The sequence below is a fragment of the Mycoplasma todarodis genome (assembly GCF_965212735.1).
Lineage (GTDB): Bacteria > Bacillota_I > Bacilli_A > Mycoplasmatales > Metamycoplasmataceae > Mycoplasma_K > Mycoplasma_K todarodis_A.
This window is the reverse complement of the sequence record NZ_CBDBYJ010000001.1, coordinates 187,426-206,342: the sequence shown is the minus strand read 5'-3', so window position 1 is coordinate 206,342 and position 18,917 is coordinate 187,426. Positions and strand designations below refer to the sequence as shown.

Here is an 18,917-nt window from a genome sequence, read left to right as displayed (position 1 = left end):
AATTTAAAAACCCCAATTAAAAGATAATAAAAAAAAATGACCTAGGGTCATTTCGTTTTGAACTATTTAAAGATTAGAAAATAATATAGTAATCCCTAATGTGAGAGGATAAGTCAAGTAAAAAAAGTATTGAATTGTAATTCTAACTTTTTTACTGGGTATATTAAATCTGAATTCAGTAAACATCAACAATAGAACAACATCAATTAATGCTCACATTTGAATATCTTTAAGAGCTTCTGTACTATGCATTCAATATTGGTTTATTAATGTAATAATTACCAACCAAGAAGCTGAGGCAATATTCATTATTATTTTTTTACCACTTAATTTATAAAATGAACTAACTGCTTCTCTAACCATTCAAAATCCAACTATTAACATAAATCCATAAAGTCCGTAATCTATTTCAAATCTTTCAAGACCAGTCTTTTCATTTGTGATCATCAATGGATTTTCTTGAACAAAATATAAAAATCAAAATATCATCGCAAAATACAAAATAGAAAGTAATTTATTTTTCTTATAAATAACTATAAACCCAGCACCCAAAGATAAATTGCAAAAGATATTCATATAAAAAGGGGAAATTTCAGGGTTTTCTTGTGAATATAAATATCATGTTGTGGGTATTTGAATACAAATAAATACAAAAAATAATTTTAGAAAATAAGAACCAGGATTCCTAGTTTTCGAAAAGCCAAATGCTATTAAAAATGTGAAAATTGGTAAAGCGATTCTACCTATAATTCTTAAATCTTGGTTTCCAGGGAAAATAATAACTCCAACATGATCAATAACCATTGATATCAAAGCAACTATTTTAAATGTCATTGAATTGAAAACACGCATTCAAACGTTTTCAATTTTATTCATATAAATAGAATTCATTTAATAATTATAACATAACATTTTTAGCAAAAAAACTCACAACAAACAATCAGGTGGAGTGATTTGTCTTTGACATTAAAAACTCCCAATTAAAAGATAATAAAAAAATGACCTAGGGCCATTTCGTTTAGAACTATTTTCTAAGTTCTTTAAGTCTTGCTGCTTTACCTTTTCTATCTCTCATGTAGTAAAGTTTTGCTCTTCTAACTTTGTTTTTTCTTTTAACATCGATTTGAGCTACTAGTGGAGAATGTAGAGGGAATGTTCTTTCAACACCAATCCCGTATGACATTTTTCTAACTGTAAATGTTTCTGATGTTCCTGTACCGTGTTTTTTAATTACTAGACCTTCGAAAAGTTGAATTCTTTCTTTTGATCCTTCTTTAATACGTACGTGAACAACAACGTTGTCACCTGATTTGAATACAGGTAAGTCTGTTTTAATTTGATTTGCTTCTACTGCTGTAAGTAATTTATTTCTCATTATGATCTCCTTTTAATAAATCGGGTCTAACTCTAAGAGTTTTCTCCATTTGTTTTTCTTTTCTTCATTTCTCTATTTTTGCATGATTACCATTTAGTAATACTTCAGGAACTTCCATACCCTTGTAAACACGTGGGCGTGTGTACTGAGGATGGTCTAGAAGGTTTTCTTGGAATGAATCATTAACATGTGAAGCTTCTCTAATTACACCTGGTATCAATCTAATGATTGAATCAGCCATAACCATTGAAGGAAGTTCTCCCCCTGTTAATACATAGTCACCAATTGATAATTCCTCATCAACTAATGATCTAACTCTTTCGTCGAATCCTTCGTAATGTCCAGCAACGAATGTAACTTCGTCTAGTTTAGATAATTCTAATGCTTTATCTTGTGTAAATTTATTACCTTGAGGTGAAAGAAGTATTCTTCTACCTTTTGTTGTTTCCAAAGCTTTATCAATGGGTTCAACCATTAATAACATACCTTGACCACCTCCATAAACAATATCATCAACTTTGTTGTGCTTGCCTATTGAGAATTTCCTAAAATCAACAACATTAACTTCAACTAACTTTTTATCGATAGCTCTTTTAACGATTGATTCTGACTGGAATGGCTCGTAGTACTTAGGAAATAGAGTTATAAAGTTTATTTTCATAATTAATTATTTCTTTGCAATTTTTGAGTTAGCAAATTCTTCGTTAATTTTTTCTTTTTTAAGTAATGTTTTTACAGTTTCTGTTGGAACAGCTCCATCGTTTAGTCATTTAAATACTAATTCTTTTTCTAGTTTTAGTTCTTTTGTATGTGGGTTGTAGAATCCTACAACTTCAATAAATCTTCCGTCTCTAGGTGCTCTAGCATCTGCAACTACGATTTTGTAGAATGCGTTGAATTTAGAACCTTGACGTTTTAGTCTCATTTTTACCATGTGGTTCTCCTTTAATCCTTATTACTTTTTTAATAAGTAACTATAGTTTATCATAAAATTTCACAGGTGTCAAGCACTTTTGCTTTACAGTGGTATTTTTTTAATGTTTAAGCATTGTTTTATACAAAAAATAAATATTGTTTTATACAAATAGAAAATCATTTTATATTACACACCTTATATTTGTATCCTTCTTATAATAAGAAGGTATAATAAAAACTATGAAACAGAAACTAACAAGAACAAAAGAAAAAATTAAGGAAATTCCCTTCAAACCAAATTGAAGTAAGAGTAAAAAGAACAAAATTCTTCTAGGTACTTTCTTATTTATCATTTTTGTGACGATCGCCATGAAAACAGTAGTTACAATACTTTGGGACACTGGTTATTATGAAGGTGAATTCCACTTATGATATTGACATAGACCAGAAGTTAATGAAGTTTTAAAAGAAAGTCATTGAGGTGAAAAACCTTTCTCAGATGGTATTAGCGGCCAAACAAGAGAATTTGCGCATAGAGCATTAGTTCACCCTTATTTCTTTTGATCATTAACTCAATTTACATGACAAACAACTTTACTACTTACATTCATCTTATGTTTAAGATTATTTATGTATGATGACAGAGTTCCCAAATGATTACGTTGAACACACTCACAAAGAACTCTTTCAATTGTTACAATGTATGACACTATTGTTGGTATCGTATTCTGATCAGCGCTTGCAAAAGACTTTGGTAGTATCAATGATTCAACTGATGGTTTAATGGATGGTTTAATTCAAGCTTCAACTATCTTAGTTCATGCAGTAATCCCAGCATGTATGATTATTTATTCAATTATCCACTTAATCCTTGCGACTGAAGCTTCAAGATTAAATAAAAAATTCTTATTAATAGGAATTATTTATCCAACACTATACATAATATTTTATTTATTAATAAGTATTATTTGACAAGATCCTTACCCAATTTCTGATTTAGCAACAACCGGAAACTTTAAACAAACATGAATCGCATTCCTAGGATTGATAGGAATACTAGTTGGTATGGCTGGAATGATTTATCTCCACAACTGAGTCCTATTTAAATTTAATAAACGATATAGATATGAATATGATTATGAAGTTGCGTCTGACACTGAAAAGAAACTTGAGAAACTAATTTGAAAAGTAGAAAAAAGTGAACGTAAGATTGATGAAAGTAAAAACGAAACAGTTATTCAAAAAGAAAGAGTAAAATTAGCCAAAAGAAAATTAGCAGTTGTTAAAGCTAAAGCAACTATTAAAAAACGTAGAACCAGAGGTGAACGTTACGAAAAAGAATATATTGAATTCGTAAAAAGAAGAGAAATCTTTAATAAAGAACAAGCTGAAAGACTTAAAAAAGCAGAAGAGAAAGCATTAGAGAAAAAGAGTGCTAAATCTACTCAAACAAAATCTAAACCTAAGACTAAAAAAACAGCTAATAAAAACCCAAGAAAAAAATAATGGCGATGCCATTATTTTCTTAGTCCAAGTTCTTTAATTAGAGCTTGGTATTTGTTGAAGTCTTGAGCTTTTAGATATTTTAATAAATCTTTACGCTTTTGGATCTTAGCTAAGAAACCTCTTTGAGAGTGTTTATCTTTTTTGTTAGCTTTGAAGTGTGGTGTAAGGATGTTGATATCTTCTGTTAAGATAGCGATTTGAGCTTCAATAGAACCTGTGTTTTTAGCGTCTCCACCAAATTTAATAATAAGTTCTTCTTTTTTTGCTTTTGATACAGCCATGTTTTGTCCTCCTATGTTTATTTCATGTAACCCCAGCAAGAATCCGGACAGGTATCCAAACCGAGCATTACAACGCTTTTATGCTTATTTATTATAAACTATTTTTAAAGAATCGGTTAGCAACTTCTAAATGCTCTTCACGTAGTGAGTCACCCTGGTCTTTAATTGTTATTTCTAATTGTCTTCATCATGATATTGAAAGTTCCTTATTTTGAAGGTTTTCAGTGTTATTTAACATATGAATAAAGTATTTACCTTGTCTAGTTACATGAACTACTCCATGATACATAACTCCACCATTTATCGCTGTTATAGCGTAAAAACCTGAGTGTGGTTTCACTTGTAATTCTTCTAAAACAAACTCATTTTCTTTACCTATTTTTACATTTGTTGTTCATGGTGAAACTAATAATGAATTCGCAAATTCTATCTCTCCAAAAGGAACCTGTTCCTTAATTATTGAAGTAGAAATATTTTTATTTGCAATCTTTTTCATATCCATAACATGAACATTTTCGAATATTTTTGCAAGCATCTCAGGATTTCCTGCTCCACCTCTACCGAAATTGAAATCTTTACCACAAACAATATTCTTAGGTTTGTATGTTTCATTTATTTGGTTCATAAAGTCTTCTGGAAGCATAGTTAGCAAGTGTGCATTAACCTCTAAAACCATTGCAAAATCAATATCCATATTTGCAAGTTTTTGCAGTCTTACTTCTAATTGCTCAAACATTTCTCTTGATTTATTTGGTAACTCATGTGGTTTTTCAAACATCATCATGATGATTGGTTTATTTAGTGACTTAGCTTTTTTGATTAAGTCTAAATGTCCTATATGAATAGCATCGAAAGAACCCATTATTATTGTTGGTTCTTTTACTTCTATTTTTTCTGGGAAATAAAATGCTTTCATTTATAGTACCTCTATTTTCTTACCAAATAATTTTAGTGATTTGATACGTTCACCAGCTTGAATGATTCCACAAATAACACCATTCACTTTTGCAACATATTTACCTTCTATTCCGTATTTATTTTCAATTGAAATACCATTGATTAAAATCATTATTTCTTCTTTTTTAAGTTCAATGATTGATAGTGTTAATAATTTTTCAATATCTACATCGATACCGATATTATTTTCAGTTAATGGACCGATAGTAGTTCTTCTTAATTCAGTCATTATTGCACCACAACCTAATCTTTGACCTAAGTCATGAATTATAGATCTTATATATGTACCTCTTGAAACGTTAACTTCGAATACAACAATATCTTTATCAAATTCTAATATTTCAATTGTATTGATTTCAATAGTTGAAGTTTTTAATTTAACCTCTTTACCTTCTCTAGCTAATTTATAAGCTGCAACACCATTAATTTTCTTAGCTGAAAATGCAGGTGGCATTTGCTCTTGAATCCCAATGAATTTTTTAAGTTCTTGTTCAATGACTTCTTTAGTAGGTAATGTGTCTGAAACGTGCTCTATTTCACCTTCAGAATCATATGTGTTTGAGATAACACCAAGTTGCATAGTTGCAACATATGTCTTTTCTCCTTTATCTATAAAATCAATAAGTTTTGTATCATCATCAGTAGCTACTAATAATAATCCTGTTGCTAGTGGGTCAAGAGTTCCAGTGTGACCAATCTTCTTAATATTATTTTCTCTTCTAAAGTTATTAATTGCTTTAAAAGAAGAAATTCCTTTTTCTTTATCTAATAGTACGAACATACATATATTTTAACTTATTAAAGAAAAGAAAAACAAGGCTTTTAGCCTTAGTTTAATATTAGTTCAATTGTTTGGTCATTACTTTGTTTAAATTTCTTCACTTCTCATTGTCTGATTAGTTCACGATCCAACTCTTTAATTGTTCTTTCTAATCTTTTAACGACAAGTCTTCTACTTTCAATTTTCTTTTTATTAGCTTCTATTATCTTTTCGGCATTATAAATAACGTGTTCGTTTTTCTCTCTTTTATCAGTTAGTTTTTTTAGTGCCTTGGCTGCACTATTTTTTACTGGGTTTGAGATTTCATGTGTTAAAGTTTCCCTTAACTTAAAAAGTAATTCCATTTTTTCGAAAATGACTCTATTTTTATTTTCCATATCTATAATTTCCGAAATCATTTTATTTTTATCTTTCGTAAGTTTCTTTAATCTTTTGATTATTGAAGACTTACTTCTTTTTGCACTTTTTTTATTCATATAACCTCCTGTTAGCATATAAGGATAATTCGTATTTCCTCTTATGCAAAATAATCATACCAATTTGCATTTTTGTAGATTGTAGTTTATGAAGTGTGCTTGTTTTTGACAATAAAAAAATAAGCATACGCTTATTCTTTGTTTTCTTTTTCTTTGATGCTATTTAGGATTTCATTAATTCTTGTTCCGACAGCCAATGATTCATCGTGTTTCAGGTGAATCTCTGGTGTTTTTCTCATATGAATTCTTCTAGAAACTTGAGTTCTAATAAATCCTGTAGCTTTTCTTAAATATTCCATTGAACGTTCTTTATTATTTTCGAATGTTAAGTAAACATTTAAGTGTGAACCATCTCTTGAAAGTTTTACATCTGTTACTGTTGTATATGAAACATTAACATTTGTAATTTCTTCAGAGATAATTTGTGAAACTGCTCTTAAGAACATTTTTTCTTTCTTTTGATGTGTTACTGTAGACATTATTTAACCTCGATCTCAACATCTTCGTAACATTCGATAATATCATCTTCACGAATATCATTGAATTTCTTAATGTGAGTACCAAATTCTTTACCAAGTTCAACTTTTTTAGCTTGGTCTGGACCTCTTTGTAGTGAATCTAGAATTCCTTCATGGATTGTTCTACCATCACGGATAAGTCTCATTTTTGAACCTGATTTAATAATCCCGTCAATAACAACTGAACCGGCAATATTACCAACTTTTGAAGAGAAGATAGCTTTAATGATTCTAGCTTGTCCTGTAACTTTTTCTTCAAATTTAGGTGCAAGCATACCTTTAAGCATTGCTTCAACTTCTTCAATCATTTTATAAATAATTGTATGTGTTTTGATAATAATTTTTTCTTGTTCAGCAAATTGTTTAACACTACCAGTTGGACGAATATTGAATCCGTAAATGATTGAGTTTGATGCTTGAGCAAGTAAGATATCACTCTTAGTGATAGCTCCAACTGAAGCTCTAACAACATTAACAACAACTTCTTCGTTTGAGATTCTTGCTAATGAGTATTTTGCAGCTTCTGCTGTACCTTGAACGTCTGATTTGATAATGATGTTAAGTGTTTTAATACCATCTTCAATATGAACAGCGTTTCTTGCTTTAAGTTCTTGTTGTTTATCAGCGAATGCTTTATCTTGAGCAAGTGCTTTAGCGAATTTTTCATCTTTGAATCCAACGAACTTATCACCAGCTGAAGGTGTATAGTTTAGACCAGTAATAACTACCGGTGTACCTGGACCTGCAGATTCAATTGCTTTACCATTTGTATCTTCAAGAGATCTAACTCTACCATAGTGAGCACCAGCAACGATGAAGTCACGAGGTACGATTGTTCCGTTTTCAACAATAATTGTTGCAACTGAACCTCTACCTTTATCTAAGTGAGCTTCAACAACTACACCCATTGGTAATCTATCTGGGTTAGCTTTTAGTTCTAACATTTCTGCTTCTAAAGTAATAGCGTTGAATAATTCATCAATACCCATTCCTGTTAGACCTGAACCGTAGATGAATTGTACATCTCCACCTCAGTCATCAGCAACAACGTCGTGAGCTGATAGGTCAGCTTTAACTTTTTCAGCATTTGCTCCTGGTTTATCCATTTTGTTAACGAAAACAATCATTGGAACACCAGCTGATTTAGCGTGGTCAATTGCTTCTTTAGTTTGTGGCATAACACTATCTTCAGCAGCAACAACGATAATAACGATGTCAGTTACTTTAGCCCCTCTTGAACGCATAGCTGTGAAAGCCTCGTGTCCTGGAGTATCGATAAATGTAATCTTTTTACCTTTATGATCAATTTGGTAAGCACCTGTGTGTTGTGTAATCCCACCAGCTTCACCATCAACAACGTTAACGTTTGCGTTTCTAATTTTATCAATTAGAGTTGTTTTACCATGGTCAACGTGACCCATTATTGTAACAATAGGTGGTTTCTCCATTAGGTGTTCTTCTTTTTCATCTATTTCCATTTGTTCCATGAAGTTAGCAGCTGTAACTTCCTCTTTGTGTTGGAAATCGTATTCATATTCCATACATAATTCACCAATCTGTTCTTCGTCAAGTGTCATGTTTAAGTTGTACATTTTTCCTTGCATGAAGAAGTGTTTGATAATTTCGTTTGCTGGTTGTTCAATTTTAGTTGCGAATTCCGCAATTGTCATTGGACCAGTATAAATGAATACACCATCTTTTAATTCTGTCTTAACCTCTTTCATTTGAGATTTAACATTACTTAGGTTTGTTTGTCTTTTATCTGCCATACTATTCCTCCTCTATATATTTAATTAATTCTTCATATACCATTTCAGAAACTTGTTCTTTGAAAGCTCTATGTAGTAATTTTTTTGTTTTTATTGTTTTTACAAGATCCTTATCTTTTTTAAAGTAAGCACCACGACCTGGAAGGTTGTGTTCTTTATCAACACTATACTCTCCGTTAAATTTAACAACTCTTATTAATTCAGATTTGTCAAACTTCTGACCTGTTGCGATACAGGTTCTTTGATTATTTTTCTTCAATGTTGTCTAACTCTGTAAAATCAATATCTGCGAAATCTGCAAGTTCTTCATCAAGTTCGAATTGAGATTCCATTTCTTTAAGTTCTGCGTCTGAGAAGATAACTTCTTCTTTCTCAACTGGAACAAATGTAGTTTCTTCAATGTTTTCATTAAAGTCTTCAATTTCTCCTTGGATGTCTTCAAGATTAATGTTTGAAGATTTTGCGAATCCTGTTGATGCAGGTCTTTGTCTTTTGTTAAGTTTTTCTCCAGCTTCAATTCTTGCTAATTCTGATTCTGTTAGGTTTCCGTTAAATGTGAATTCCATTCCAGCTTCTCTAGCTTGGTTAATTGATGTAACATCAACTCTAACTTTAGCTAACTCAGCAACTAATCTAGCATTTGAACCACGTCTACCAATTGCAAGTGTGTGGTGTTTATTAGGAACGATAACGATTTTCTTATCTTCGAAACCGTCTTTGTTTAGAATTCCAACAACTTTTGCAGGTGACATTGCAGCCACAACAAATTCGTTTAGGTCTTCTGAATATCTAATAACATCTAGTTTTTCACCGTGTAGTTTTTCAACAATTCTAGAAATTCTTTCTCCACCAGCACCGATGATAGCTCCAACTGGATCTACCATGTCGTTTGTAGCTTTAACAGCAATTTTAGTTCTTTCACCAACGATACGTGACATTGCAGCAATCTCAACTGTACCATCCATAATTTCAGGAACTTCTTGTTCTAGAACTCTTCTTACCATTGATGGTGATGAGTTTGAAACGATGATTTGAGCATCTCTTGAATCTTCTAATACTTCTTCAACGTATACATTAACTCTTTCTCCAAGTTTCATTTTAATTCTAGGGTTTTTAAGTTTACCAGGCATGAATGCAGGTGTTCCATCTTCTAATTGTAGAATTGCAAAACCAGCAGCTGATGTAGTAATGATTGCAGGAACCATTTCTCCAACTAAACCTTTGTGTTTAGCATAAACCATAGCTTTTGTTTTTTCTTTAATTTTTTGGATGAATAATTGTTTGATTTGTTGAGCAATTGTTCTTGAGTAAACTTCGAATGAAACTTCTTCAGCAATGAAATCACCGATTTTTGCATCTGGTTTAATTTTCTTAGCTTCTGATAATGGGATTTCGATTGTTCTTAAATCTGCTTCCATTTCTTCATCTTCGTCTTCAACAACTTCTTTTCCATTGTTAACTAATTTGAATTCGTTTTCAGCTCTATCGATAGTTACTGTTAAATCAGCATCTGGATCGAATTTTGAGTGGAATGATTTTTCTACTGCTTCACGTAGAATTTCATCGATTTCTTCTCTACTTAGTCTTTGTTTAATAGCAATCTCTTCAATCGCTTGGAATAATTGTTCTTTATCTAATGTTTTTGGCATTATTTGCCCTCCTTTTTAACTTTAGCTGATAGATTTACCTTTTCGATATCCTCTTTAGCTAGTTTTTGTTTTCTGAATTGCCCTTTGGCATTTCATTTAATTGTTAAACCTTTTGGATCTGCTTCAAGTAGAGTTCCCTCAAATTGAATCTTGTCTTTTATAGGTCTTACTAATGTGACTAAAATGTTTTCTTCAATCATTTCTGGTAGCGCATCAAAAGAAACTTCTTTATCTGTTCCTCCAGAGAAAATATCTAAAAAATATTCCTTGTCTGTTTGGTCAATGGTATCGAGATAGTCAGAGATTTCTTTTGATAAGATTGTTAGTTCATTTAATTTTGGTTCTTGAACTTCCACTCTTAAAAACGTTGCTCCGAACTCTTCTTCTCACTTAACAGAAGTGATTTTGCCCTCGAATTTGGTTTTTAAACTTTCTAAAATTGTCATGTTACCTCCTTAGAATAAGAAAGAGATACCAATGGCATCTCATGAATTAATATTCTATTGACAAAAATATTATAGCATTTTAACGTTAAAAAAGAACACTAAATGTGCTCTTTAACAACTTTCATCAATTCTTCAAGGGTAGTAGTATTTGGAACTTTGAACCCTGCAGATGCATGGTGTCCACCTCCACCTAGGGCTTCAGCTATTTTAGAAACGTCTACATTTCCTTTTGATCTTAATCCACCACGTAGCATTCCTGGTACATCAGCTTCAGCTACAAATAATGTAACTTCTCTATCCGAAACAGATGATACAGCAGCAACAGCAGCTCTATAGATATCTCTAGAAACTTTTTCTTTTGTATAGAATACTGCAACTTCTTCATGGTCGTAAGATACTTGGCTTAAACATTTACTGATTACTTTCTTTTCTTCAGCAGATGGTAGAAGTTTAGGAACAACATCTAGATAATTGTGTCCGTCTTTTAACATTTTCGCCATAACATTAAATGTTTCTGGTCCAATGTTTCTTTGAGTAAAGTTTTCTGTATCTGTAACGATAGCTGTAGAAATACCAACTCTGGCTTTTTCAGTTCATTTTAGTTCTAACATAAATGCAATTTCAGCTAATAATTGACCACATGCAGGTCAGTTATCTCCACCGATACCCATTAGTCATTCTTCATGATCTTTATGGTGATCGAATTTAACTGCATCTTTAGTTACAACTCTTTTGTCTCAAACTCTGGCTTTATTTGATGTATCTACAACAATTACTTGTGAATTGTTAAAGTATTCATCTTCCACATCATCTTCAATATCTGATGATATGAAGTCAAACATAGGTGGTATATCTCCTCCAGATATCCTAACTTGTTCAACATCTGTATTGTTTTCAATAAACTCTTTAAGCGCAATTGATGATCCAACAGTATCCCCATCAGGATCGATATGCGTACAAATTGTTATTGTTTTTTGAGCACTAATGAAGTCTCAAATTTTTCTTAATTTCTCTATTTCTAATTTCATATTACCCCTATTATATAAAGAAATAAAAGGCATGCTCACAAAATACTTGTAATAATATACACTTTACTCTCTATAATTGCGACATATAAGGAATAGAGGTAAGTATGGAAAAAATTATAAACGTTGCAGTTATTGCTCACGTTGATGCAGGGAAATCTACATTAGTGGATGCGCTGCTGGAGCAATCAGGAACATTTAACGAAAGAGAAGAAAGAATTGAACAAGTAATGGATAGTGATGACATCGAAAGAGAAAGAGGAATCACAATCTATTCAAAAAACTGTTCTATTAAATATGGAGACACAAAAATTAATGTCGTAGATACACCAGGTCACGCGGATTTTTCTGGTGAAGTAGAGAGAATTATTAAGAATGTTGATACAGTAATGCTGTTAGTTGACTCTTCAGAGGGGCCAATGCCTCAAACAAGATTTGTTCTTAAGAAGTCGTTAGAACAAGGTCTAAAACCAATCTTAGTTATCAATAAAATTGATAAGTCAGATGCAAGACCAGCGGAAGTTGTAGATATGGTTCTTGAATTATTCATGGAACTAGAAGCTACTGATGAACAAATGGAATTCCCAATTCTATATGGTGCAGCGAAAGATGGAATAATGAAAATTTCAATGGATGACCCATCTGAAACATTAGAACCATTATTTAAGACACTAATCGACCACGTGGAAGATTACCCATATGGAAAAGATGAAGAAGTGCAAATGCAAATCTCATCATTAAAATATGATAAATATCTTGGAAGACTTGGACTAGGGAGACTTAGAAAAGGTACTCTAAAAAGAAAAGGTAGATATTCATTAATAAATTCTGAAGGTGATGTTAAAAACATCAGTTTCTCAAAAATATTTGTTAACGATGGTTTAGATAGAAAAGAAGTTGAAGAAGTAGAATCAGGAGATCTATGTATCGTTGCTGGTATTCCCGACATTACAATCGGAGATACAATCTCAACAGTAGAAAACCCAGTTGCTATGGAAAAAATTGAAATTGAAGAACCAACAATCTCAATGAACTTCTTAGTTAATAAATCACCACTTAACGGTAGAGAAGGTAAAAAAGTTACATCTTCATTAATTGAAGAAAGACTAAACAAAGAACTTGAAACTAACGTAGCTCTAAAAGTAAATAACTTAGAGGGTGTTGAAGGTTTCGAAGTTCAAGGTAGAGGTGAGTTACACTTATCAGTCCTTATTGAAAACATGAGACGTGAAGGATTTGAACTTGCAGTTTCAAAACCTAAAGTTCTAGTTAAAATGGTTGACGGTAAAAAACTTGAACCATATGAAATCGCACAAGTTACTTGTGATGACGAATTCTCTGGAGCGGTTATCCAATTAATGTCTGAGCGTAAAGGAACAATGACAGATATGCATTCTTCAAACGGTCAAACAAACATTGATTTCATTATCCCAACAAGAGGATTAATCGGAATTAGACAATCATTCATTACTAAAACAAGAGGAACAGGGATCTTAGAAAAAACTTTCCATGAATACGGGCCATATGCTGGTGTTCTTGATGGTAGAAAAAATGGTGTTCTTGTTTCAAATGTTAAAGGTAAAACAATGGGATACTCATTATGAAAAATTTCTGAAAGAGGTGACTTATTTGTTACTCCACAAACAGAAGTTTATGAAGGAATGATTATCGGTATTAATGCAAGATCAAATGACCTTGATGTTAACCCAATCAAAAATAAACAACTAACAAACATTCGTTCAGCTGGTACTGATGAAGCTACTAGAGTTCCTGAACCAATTATTCTTTCACTAGAAGAAGCTCTTGAATTTATTGAAATTGATGAACTTGTAGAAGTTACACCACTTTCAATTAGATTAAGAAAGAAAACTCTAGATAAAAGATTTAGAGGTAAAGAACATAAAGTTCAATAAGATTAGCATTTGCTAATTTTTTTATTATGTTTTTAAGAAATTAACTTAGAAAGAAATAATAGAGGTTCGAAGAATATTCTAAATATGAATTAACGATAAATAAAAAACGCCCAATGCTGGACGTTTTTTTTATTTCACTCAAGGTGTTTTACCACCATTCATCATTTGATATACCCTAGGAGTTACTTCATCATCAAATTCTTCTTGTCATTCTAATAATGACATTGGATTTTTCAATAAAGTCCTACCTATTGCGGCTAAATCAACTTTAGATACAACTTCTTCAAGTAGATCATTGTTAGAAATCAGTCCTACACCAATTATTGAGGTGTTAGGGAACTCTTTCTTAATCTTCTCAGCAAAAGGTATTTGATAAAGTAATCCGCCTCTTACATCAATACCTTCTTCTAAAACGCCACCAGTTGAAACATGTATGTATTCTAAATGTTCTTCAATTGGTTTTAATCCTTGTACAAAGTCTTCGATAGTTGAGTTTGGTAGGTCAACTGCTCATTCAAAAGCAGATATTCTAATCCCAACCGGTATATCAACCTCTTGTTTAATATTTTTAATAATCTCTTTAATAATCAGGAATCTGTCTTTGCCATATTCATCTTTCCTTTTATTAATAGCTGGTGATATAAAAGAATTTAATAAGTACCCATGAGCACCATGTATTTCAATTCCATCATAACCAATAGCCTCAGCTCTTTTTGCTGCTTCTACAAAATCTTGGATAACTTCGTGAATGTGAGGTATAGTCATTTCAACAGCTTCTTCATAAGAATCGGAAAGTTTAACTTTAGACGCAGAAAACGATTCGCCAAGAATTTCGTTTCTAGGTCCTGCATTTGAAAGTTGTATAAATATTTTTGATCCAGCTTCATGAACTGCATCAACTATAGGTTTGTAAGCCTTAGCTTGATCATCATTATAGATTGCCAATGATCTATAATCAATTCTTCCACCTATCTTTGAAACTCCAGTAGATTCTTGGATAATTAATCCCACATTACCTCATGCTCTCGATGCATAGTGTTGAACATGAAATGAATTTGGGTATCCATCTTTAGATGTATATGTACACATTGGAGCCATAACCACTTTATTTTTAAGTGTTATGGTTTTCAATTTTTGTTCCTTTTCTCAATGATTCATCTCTCTCCTTTACCCGTTTGTTATATTTTCATATAACTCCATAATTATATAACTTTCTTAGTAATATATAACCAACGAATTATGTGTTTTTATTGTATTATGGGAATATATTGCACTTTAAAGCACTAATATTATCTTTTTTCTTTTAAAAAAATATTGCGTGCTATATAATTTATATATATATATTTTAAATATGCCTCGCCAAGGAGAGAAGATGAAAAAATCGAAGAAAGTTATTTTAGGAACTTTCTCCGCACTAGCAGCTACTATTTCGCCAATAGTGATTGCAGTATCATGTGGAGAAAAAGAAAAGGTAAAAATTACAACACCAATCAAAGATGAGGATGCGCAAGTTTTTTCTAAAATCAATATTGAAGAAATTAAAAAGGAGTTTGATGCTTCTATTAAAAGGCGTGTTCAAATAAGGATTCCTTTTGTATCTAAAGAAACAGATAAGTTAGCTGCGGAACAAGAATATAAAGAAATGATTAAAGATTTTTTCGTTAACTATAAACGTAATGGAAAGATTATCACAATACTTTCAACTAAAGATGATGAAGAATCTAAAAAAATATCAGCTGTCATTAAATTGAAAGAATTTATTTCAAGAAGTGCTGACCCAACAAAAGATGAGTTAATCGAAGCTTCTGAAGCATTCAAGAAAGCAGGAAGACAATCACTTTCTATTAAAGAGTTTGTATTTTTTGATGAAACAAAGAAAGATGATGTGGGCACAACAATAAAATTAGATCCTCAACTTTTCAAGAAAGTATCTGAAGAAGATTTAATAGATCTTGAATTCATTAAAAAATCAATAGAGAATTGAGAACTAATTGAAAACCTACAAAGTACTGATCCAGAAGTTATAGATAAAATTGAAGGAGACCCCAACGATCAACGTGCTCTAAGTGAACTTCAAAGACTTAATGTAAAGAGAACTAGCATGGAGCAAGAAGCTGCGCAAGTATTCCAAACATGAATATCTTAATAATGACACTTTATGTAAGTGTTTTTTAATGCAAATAATAAAGGCGTACCAGTTCATTTTGAATTTTATTCTCATTGTGTATAATTTGTGTATACAAATAAATAGTATGAGTTAACAAATGAAAGGAAAAGAATAAAATGAACAAAACTAAAAAAATAACACTTGGTGCTTTTTCTGCATTAGCAACCATAGCAACTCCAATTGTTGCTGTAGTATCGTGTGGAGAAAAAAAAGAAGAAAAGTCATATTTAGAAGAATTAGAGAGCAAGTTTGAGAAATCACTTAAGGAAAATGTTTCTTTAAGAATTCCTTATTATTCTAAGGAACAAGATCCAAAAGCTGCATTAGAAGAATACAAAGGTAAAATCAAACAATTCATCGATAATGAATCTCATCACGGAGGGAGCCTAATAGACTTAATTAAAGATGAAAAAGAGAAAAAGAAAGTCTCTCAATTCATACAAGCAAACACCCTACTTGATTCTTTCAAAGCTAGCGACATCGCAACAGATAAAGGGAAGAAGCTGCTTGAATTAGAAAATAAGTACCAAGTTCAATTATTAAAAATTAAAGAATTTATTTTCTTTGATGAAACAGGGAAAAACAAAGAAGTTAAGGTTAAGTTAGAGGATAAAGTTCTTGAAAAACTATCAAAAGTGTTTTTAGCTTCTTCAGAAGCAATGGATGATTTTATGAAAACTCAAAAAATGAATGTAAAACTTAGAGAAAAAGTTGAAGCCGCTTCTGATGCATTCACAAAAGAAGTTAAGTCTTGAGAAAAATAAAAGTCAACACCCGTCATAAAAATCTCTTGTGAGGTTTTTATTTTTTTTAAAGAAATAAAAAGCAACTTGGCGGTTGCTTGATATGTTTATTTGTATTTATTATACAAACGCAAATACTATTGGTGTAACGATTAATGCTACTAGTAATAAAACTACTAAAACACCTAGTATAACTTTCCTGGCTTTTTTGTTCATTTCTTTCTCCCTTTAGATAAGTAAAGCAATTATACCATTCCATTTGCCTTTATCCATTTTTACTCGCTTGTTTTTATAACATTGAGCATTCTTTTACTTTAATAGTGTTGAAAATTAGTATAATTACTACATGAACAAAGTAACATTACATAACGAACCATTTGAATTAAGTGGTATGACAATTGAAAAGAACACAAAATTAAGCTTTAAAGCTGAAGACAAAAACGGAATCTGAAATATTGAAGATATTAAAGGTAAAAAAGTAATCTCATTATTCCCAGATATCAACACAGGAATTTGCGATATTCAAACACAACAAATCGCTAAATTAGCACAACAACACAAGGACATTACATTCATCTCAATTTCAACTGACTCAGTAGAAATTCAAAAAGAATGATGTGCAGCAAAAGGACTAGAAAATATCCTTATCGTTTCAGATGATAAATATAAAGAATTCCAAAAACAAACAAATGCATATGTTCCAAAAATTAACAAGTTAATTAGAGGATTCATCCTTCTTGATGAAGAAAACATGATTCAAGAAATCACATTAAACAATGAATTAGTTGAAGATCCAGATTACACTTCACTAGACAAATGAATTAAATAAGCTTCATGCTTATTTTTTTATTAAAAAAATAAGTCACTTGACTTATCTATTTTATGAAATCATTTTTAAAAATCATTCATTGTGCAATTCTGTCATCTTTGTTCTTTTTAATCTCTTTTAACAGATTGGCATTTTCTTTTTCTCATTTACTTTCTATAGCTGCGGCTTTCTTATCCCCTTGTTTTAGACCTTTGTCTTCAAGAGTTTTCAATAGTTTTTTATAAGCTGGTGCGTATTTTTCAAATTTGAATACAGCTGTTTCAATACGTTTATTTAAATAGCTTTCAAGTTCACTTCTTGTTTGAATAGAACCTAGTGTAATGTGTTTTTCTTGTCCGCCCACCACAATTACATATTCCATTATAGAAGCAACACCTTTAACAAAGTCAACGATATGGTTTACATATTTCTCATATTCTTCTATAACATTGCTTGAAGTGATTATCGCTTTATTTACATTAAGTTCCTTAAATGCTCAAGGAATCTTTTTCTTTTCTTCAGGTTTCATGATGTCGAACACCTTTTTAATATCTCCTTGTTGCATTTCTTCATGCTCAGGATCAAAAGTAGCAGCAATTATTTCTTTAGGTTTAACCCCTGTTATTCCTGTTGGAACTTCGATCCTTAGGACTTGACTAGGATTCCTGAACATCCCACCAATTTTTCTTGAAATTTGTTTTTTATCAAAAGTTGGTTTTTCTGGCTTGGAAGCTTCTTTTGAATCTTGTGTTTTACCACATGCAACTATGGCGATTGTTGGCATTGAAACGGCGGCAATTGCTGAAAGTGTACCCAACATAACCTTCTTTGTTTTTATTTTCATTTTTCCCCTTATTAATATTTATTATTTAAAATATTATATCACTATGAAACTAAAAGTGTAATTTACAACTTTTTATTGCGGTATTACTCATTAATATAAACCGTCATTTTATTAAAATGAATAGATTGGCGTAGGAATATGCTTAATTGCAAATAAAAAGACACCTTCAGGCGTCTATTTAGTATCCTCTTTTTTCTCTTTGATTTTAGCTTTTTCTGGTTCTATAACTTTTTCAATAATCTCAATCCCTTCAGGGTATTTCTTATCAAAATCTTCAATTCCTTTTTTGTAAAGGAATCAAGGAATTACAGGCACCAAGTTTTGAGATAATCCAAATGCCAGTCCAACTCAAAAGAATCACGGATAAGATCCATAACCATGTTTATTCCTTAATGTAAAGAATAGAGTAAGGAATATAGCACTTATTACAAGCGATATCAATGCAAATATAGTTTTATATTTTTTAATAACCTTAAATTGTTTATATCCGTCAAGTGCGAATCCGTTGATTGCATATTCAACAATAACCGAGTAAATTATTGTCCCTAAAATAGGAATGAAGTAGAATCATTGATTTAGTTTATGTTTTGATTTTATTTTTTCTATCATAATGGATTAATTATATAGTATTCATCTTCAAATAATAAAAGATACATACTAGACTTTTCTAACTTAACTAATTAAAGTTCTTAAATATTCTCACAAAGAAAAAACCACATCACTATGGTTTCTTTTTCTTCTAAA

Annotated in this window: 22 protein-coding genes; 5 read left to right on the top strand and 17 right to left on the bottom strand. The window is 31.2% G+C overall.

All coding sequences use genetic code 4. The features are described 5' to 3' along the window. Nucleotides 1-66 precede the first annotated feature (66 nt). The 4 genes from ACOMC1_RS00975 to rpsP all read right to left on the bottom strand — a co-directional run bounded on the left by ACOMC1_RS00975 (nucleotide 67) and on the right by rpsP (nucleotide 2,309). Nucleotides 67-891, bottom strand: a complete 825-nt coding sequence (locus ACOMC1_RS00975; RefSeq protein WP_420330781.1) for a TraX family protein — start codon at nucleotides 889-891, stop codon at nucleotides 67-69. 133 nt (nucleotides 892-1,024) lie between these two features. After that, the gene (gene rplS / locus ACOMC1_RS00970; RefSeq protein ID WP_420330780.1) at nucleotides 1,025-1,375 is read right to left on the bottom strand and encodes a 50S ribosomal protein L19; all 351 of its coding nucleotides are present in this window, start codon (nucleotides 1,373-1,375) and stop codon (nucleotides 1,025-1,027) included. After that, entirely contained in the window at nucleotides 1,365-2,036 is a 672-nt protein-coding gene (gene trmD, locus ACOMC1_RS00965; RefSeq protein WP_420330779.1) for a tRNA (guanosine(37)-N1)-methyltransferase TrmD, read from the bottom strand. Before trmD ends, rplS begins: the two co-directional genes overlap by 11 nt. Nucleotides 2,037-2,042: 6 nt before the next feature. Then, entirely contained in the window at nucleotides 2,043-2,309 is a 267-nt protein-coding gene (gene rpsP / locus ACOMC1_RS00960) for a 30S ribosomal protein S16 (RefSeq protein ID WP_420330778.1), read from the bottom strand. Nucleotides 2,310-2,530: 221 nt separating this feature from the next. Between rpsP and ACOMC1_RS00955 the strand changes: the two genes are divergently transcribed. Further along, nucleotides 2,531-3,796 (top strand): hypothetical protein, encoded by a 1,266-nt coding sequence (locus ACOMC1_RS00955; protein WP_420330777.1) that lies wholly within the window; start codon nucleotides 2,531-2,533, stop codon nucleotides 3,794-3,796. An 11-nt stretch (nucleotides 3,797-3,807) separates the two neighbouring features. Here ACOMC1_RS00955 and rpsO read toward each other — a convergent pair whose 3' ends face one another. From rpsO to ACOMC1_RS00905, 10 genes are all read right to left on the bottom strand, one after another. Further along, nucleotides 3,808-4,077, bottom strand: coding sequence for a 30S ribosomal protein S15 (gene rpsO / locus ACOMC1_RS00950; protein ID WP_420330776.1), 270 nt, complete (start codon nucleotides 4,075-4,077; stop codon nucleotides 3,808-3,810). Nucleotides 4,078-4,168: 91 nt separating this feature from the next. Next, nucleotides 4,169-4,993, bottom strand: a complete 825-nt coding sequence (locus tag ACOMC1_RS00945; RefSeq protein ID WP_420330775.1) for an FAD synthase — start codon at nucleotides 4,991-4,993, stop codon at nucleotides 4,169-4,171. Further along, complete coding sequence (truB, locus tag ACOMC1_RS00940) at nucleotides 4,994-5,815, bottom strand: tRNA pseudouridine(55) synthase TruB (RefSeq protein ID WP_420330774.1); 822 nt, start codon at nucleotides 5,813-5,815, stop codon at nucleotides 4,994-4,996. A 47-nt stretch (nucleotides 5,816-5,862) separates the two neighbouring features. Next, a complete protein-coding gene (locus ACOMC1_RS00935; protein ID WP_420330773.1) occupies nucleotides 5,863-6,291 on the bottom strand; it encodes a hypothetical protein in 429 nt (142 codons plus the stop codon). Between the two features lie 131 nt (nucleotides 6,292-6,422). After that, nucleotides 6,423-6,770 carry a 30S ribosome-binding factor RbfA gene (rbfA, locus tag ACOMC1_RS00930; RefSeq protein ID WP_420330772.1) on the bottom strand — a complete coding sequence of 116 codons (348 nt, stop codon included), beginning with the start codon at nucleotides 6,768-6,770 and terminating at the stop codon, nucleotides 6,423-6,425. Further along, nucleotides 6,770-8,578, bottom strand: a complete 1,809-nt coding sequence (gene infB / locus ACOMC1_RS00925; RefSeq protein ID WP_420330771.1) for a translation initiation factor IF-2 — start codon at nucleotides 8,576-8,578, stop codon at nucleotides 6,770-6,772. The genes rbfA and infB overlap by 1 nt, the downstream gene beginning before the upstream one ends. Before the next feature lies 1 nt (nucleotide 8,579). Next, on the bottom strand, nucleotides 8,580-8,837 hold the full coding sequence (locus ACOMC1_RS00920; protein ID WP_420330770.1) for a YlxR family protein: 258 nt from the start codon (nucleotides 8,835-8,837) through the stop codon (nucleotides 8,580-8,582). Then, complete coding sequence (nusA, locus tag ACOMC1_RS00915) at nucleotides 8,824-10,227, bottom strand: transcription termination factor NusA (RefSeq protein WP_420330769.1); 1,404 nt, start codon at nucleotides 10,225-10,227, stop codon at nucleotides 8,824-8,826. Before nusA ends, ACOMC1_RS00920 begins: the two co-directional genes overlap by 14 nt. Then, nucleotides 10,227-10,673: a hypothetical protein gene (locus ACOMC1_RS00910; RefSeq protein WP_420330768.1), complete on the bottom strand. Its 447-nt coding sequence runs from the start codon at nucleotides 10,671-10,673 to the stop codon at nucleotides 10,227-10,229. Before ACOMC1_RS00910 ends, nusA begins: the two co-directional genes overlap by 1 nt. Nucleotides 10,674-10,771: 98 nt before the next feature. Beyond that, nucleotides 10,772-11,701 (bottom strand): DHH family phosphoesterase, encoded by a 930-nt coding sequence (locus ACOMC1_RS00905; protein ID WP_420330767.1) that lies wholly within the window; start codon nucleotides 11,699-11,701, stop codon nucleotides 10,772-10,774. Nucleotides 11,702-11,805: 104 nt separating this feature from the next. Here ACOMC1_RS00905 and typA point away from each other — a divergent pair, with 104 nt between their 5' ends. Beyond that, nucleotides 11,806-13,611 carry a translational GTPase TypA gene (gene typA, locus ACOMC1_RS00900; protein WP_420330766.1) on the top strand — a complete coding sequence of 602 codons (1,806 nt, stop codon included), beginning with the start codon at nucleotides 11,806-11,808 and terminating at the stop codon, nucleotides 13,609-13,611. Between the two features lie 129 nt (nucleotides 13,612-13,740). On the opposite strand, the gene ACOMC1_RS00895 is transcribed toward typA, so the two are convergent. After that, nucleotides 13,741-14,769 carry an NADPH dehydrogenase gene (locus ACOMC1_RS00895; protein WP_420330765.1) on the bottom strand — a complete coding sequence of 343 codons (1,029 nt, stop codon included), beginning with the start codon at nucleotides 14,767-14,769 and terminating at the stop codon, nucleotides 13,741-13,743. A gap of 214 nt (nucleotides 14,770-14,983) precedes the next feature. Here ACOMC1_RS00895 and ACOMC1_RS00890 point away from each other — a divergent pair, with 214 nt between their 5' ends. The 3 genes from ACOMC1_RS00890 (at nucleotide 14,984) to ACOMC1_RS00880 (ending at nucleotide 17,350) form a co-directional block, all read left to right on the top strand. Beyond that, nucleotides 14,984-15,757, top strand: coding sequence for a Vmc-like lipoprotein signal peptide domain-containing protein (locus ACOMC1_RS00890; protein ID WP_420330764.1), 774 nt, complete (start codon nucleotides 14,984-14,986; stop codon nucleotides 15,755-15,757). Nucleotides 15,758-15,894: 137 nt separating this feature from the next. Then, nucleotides 15,895-16,542, top strand: a complete 648-nt coding sequence (locus ACOMC1_RS00885) for a hypothetical protein (RefSeq protein WP_420330763.1) — start codon at nucleotides 15,895-15,897, stop codon at nucleotides 16,540-16,542. A gap of 325 nt (nucleotides 16,543-16,867) precedes the next feature. Then, nucleotides 16,868-17,350, top strand: coding sequence for a redoxin family protein (locus ACOMC1_RS00880; RefSeq protein WP_420330762.1), 483 nt, complete (start codon nucleotides 16,868-16,870; stop codon nucleotides 17,348-17,350). 46 nt (nucleotides 17,351-17,396) lie between these two features. Here the strand turns inward: ACOMC1_RS00880 and ACOMC1_RS00875 are convergent, their stop codons facing one another. Continuing rightward, a complete protein-coding gene (locus ACOMC1_RS00875; protein ID WP_420330761.1) occupies nucleotides 17,397-18,173 on the bottom strand; it encodes a hypothetical protein in 777 nt (258 codons plus the stop codon). A 174-nt stretch (nucleotides 18,174-18,347) separates the two neighbouring features. Next, nucleotides 18,348-18,782: a hypothetical protein gene (locus ACOMC1_RS00870; protein WP_420330760.1), complete on the bottom strand. Its 435-nt coding sequence runs from the start codon at nucleotides 18,780-18,782 to the stop codon at nucleotides 18,348-18,350. Between the last annotated feature and the right edge of the window lie 135 nt (nucleotides 18,783-18,917).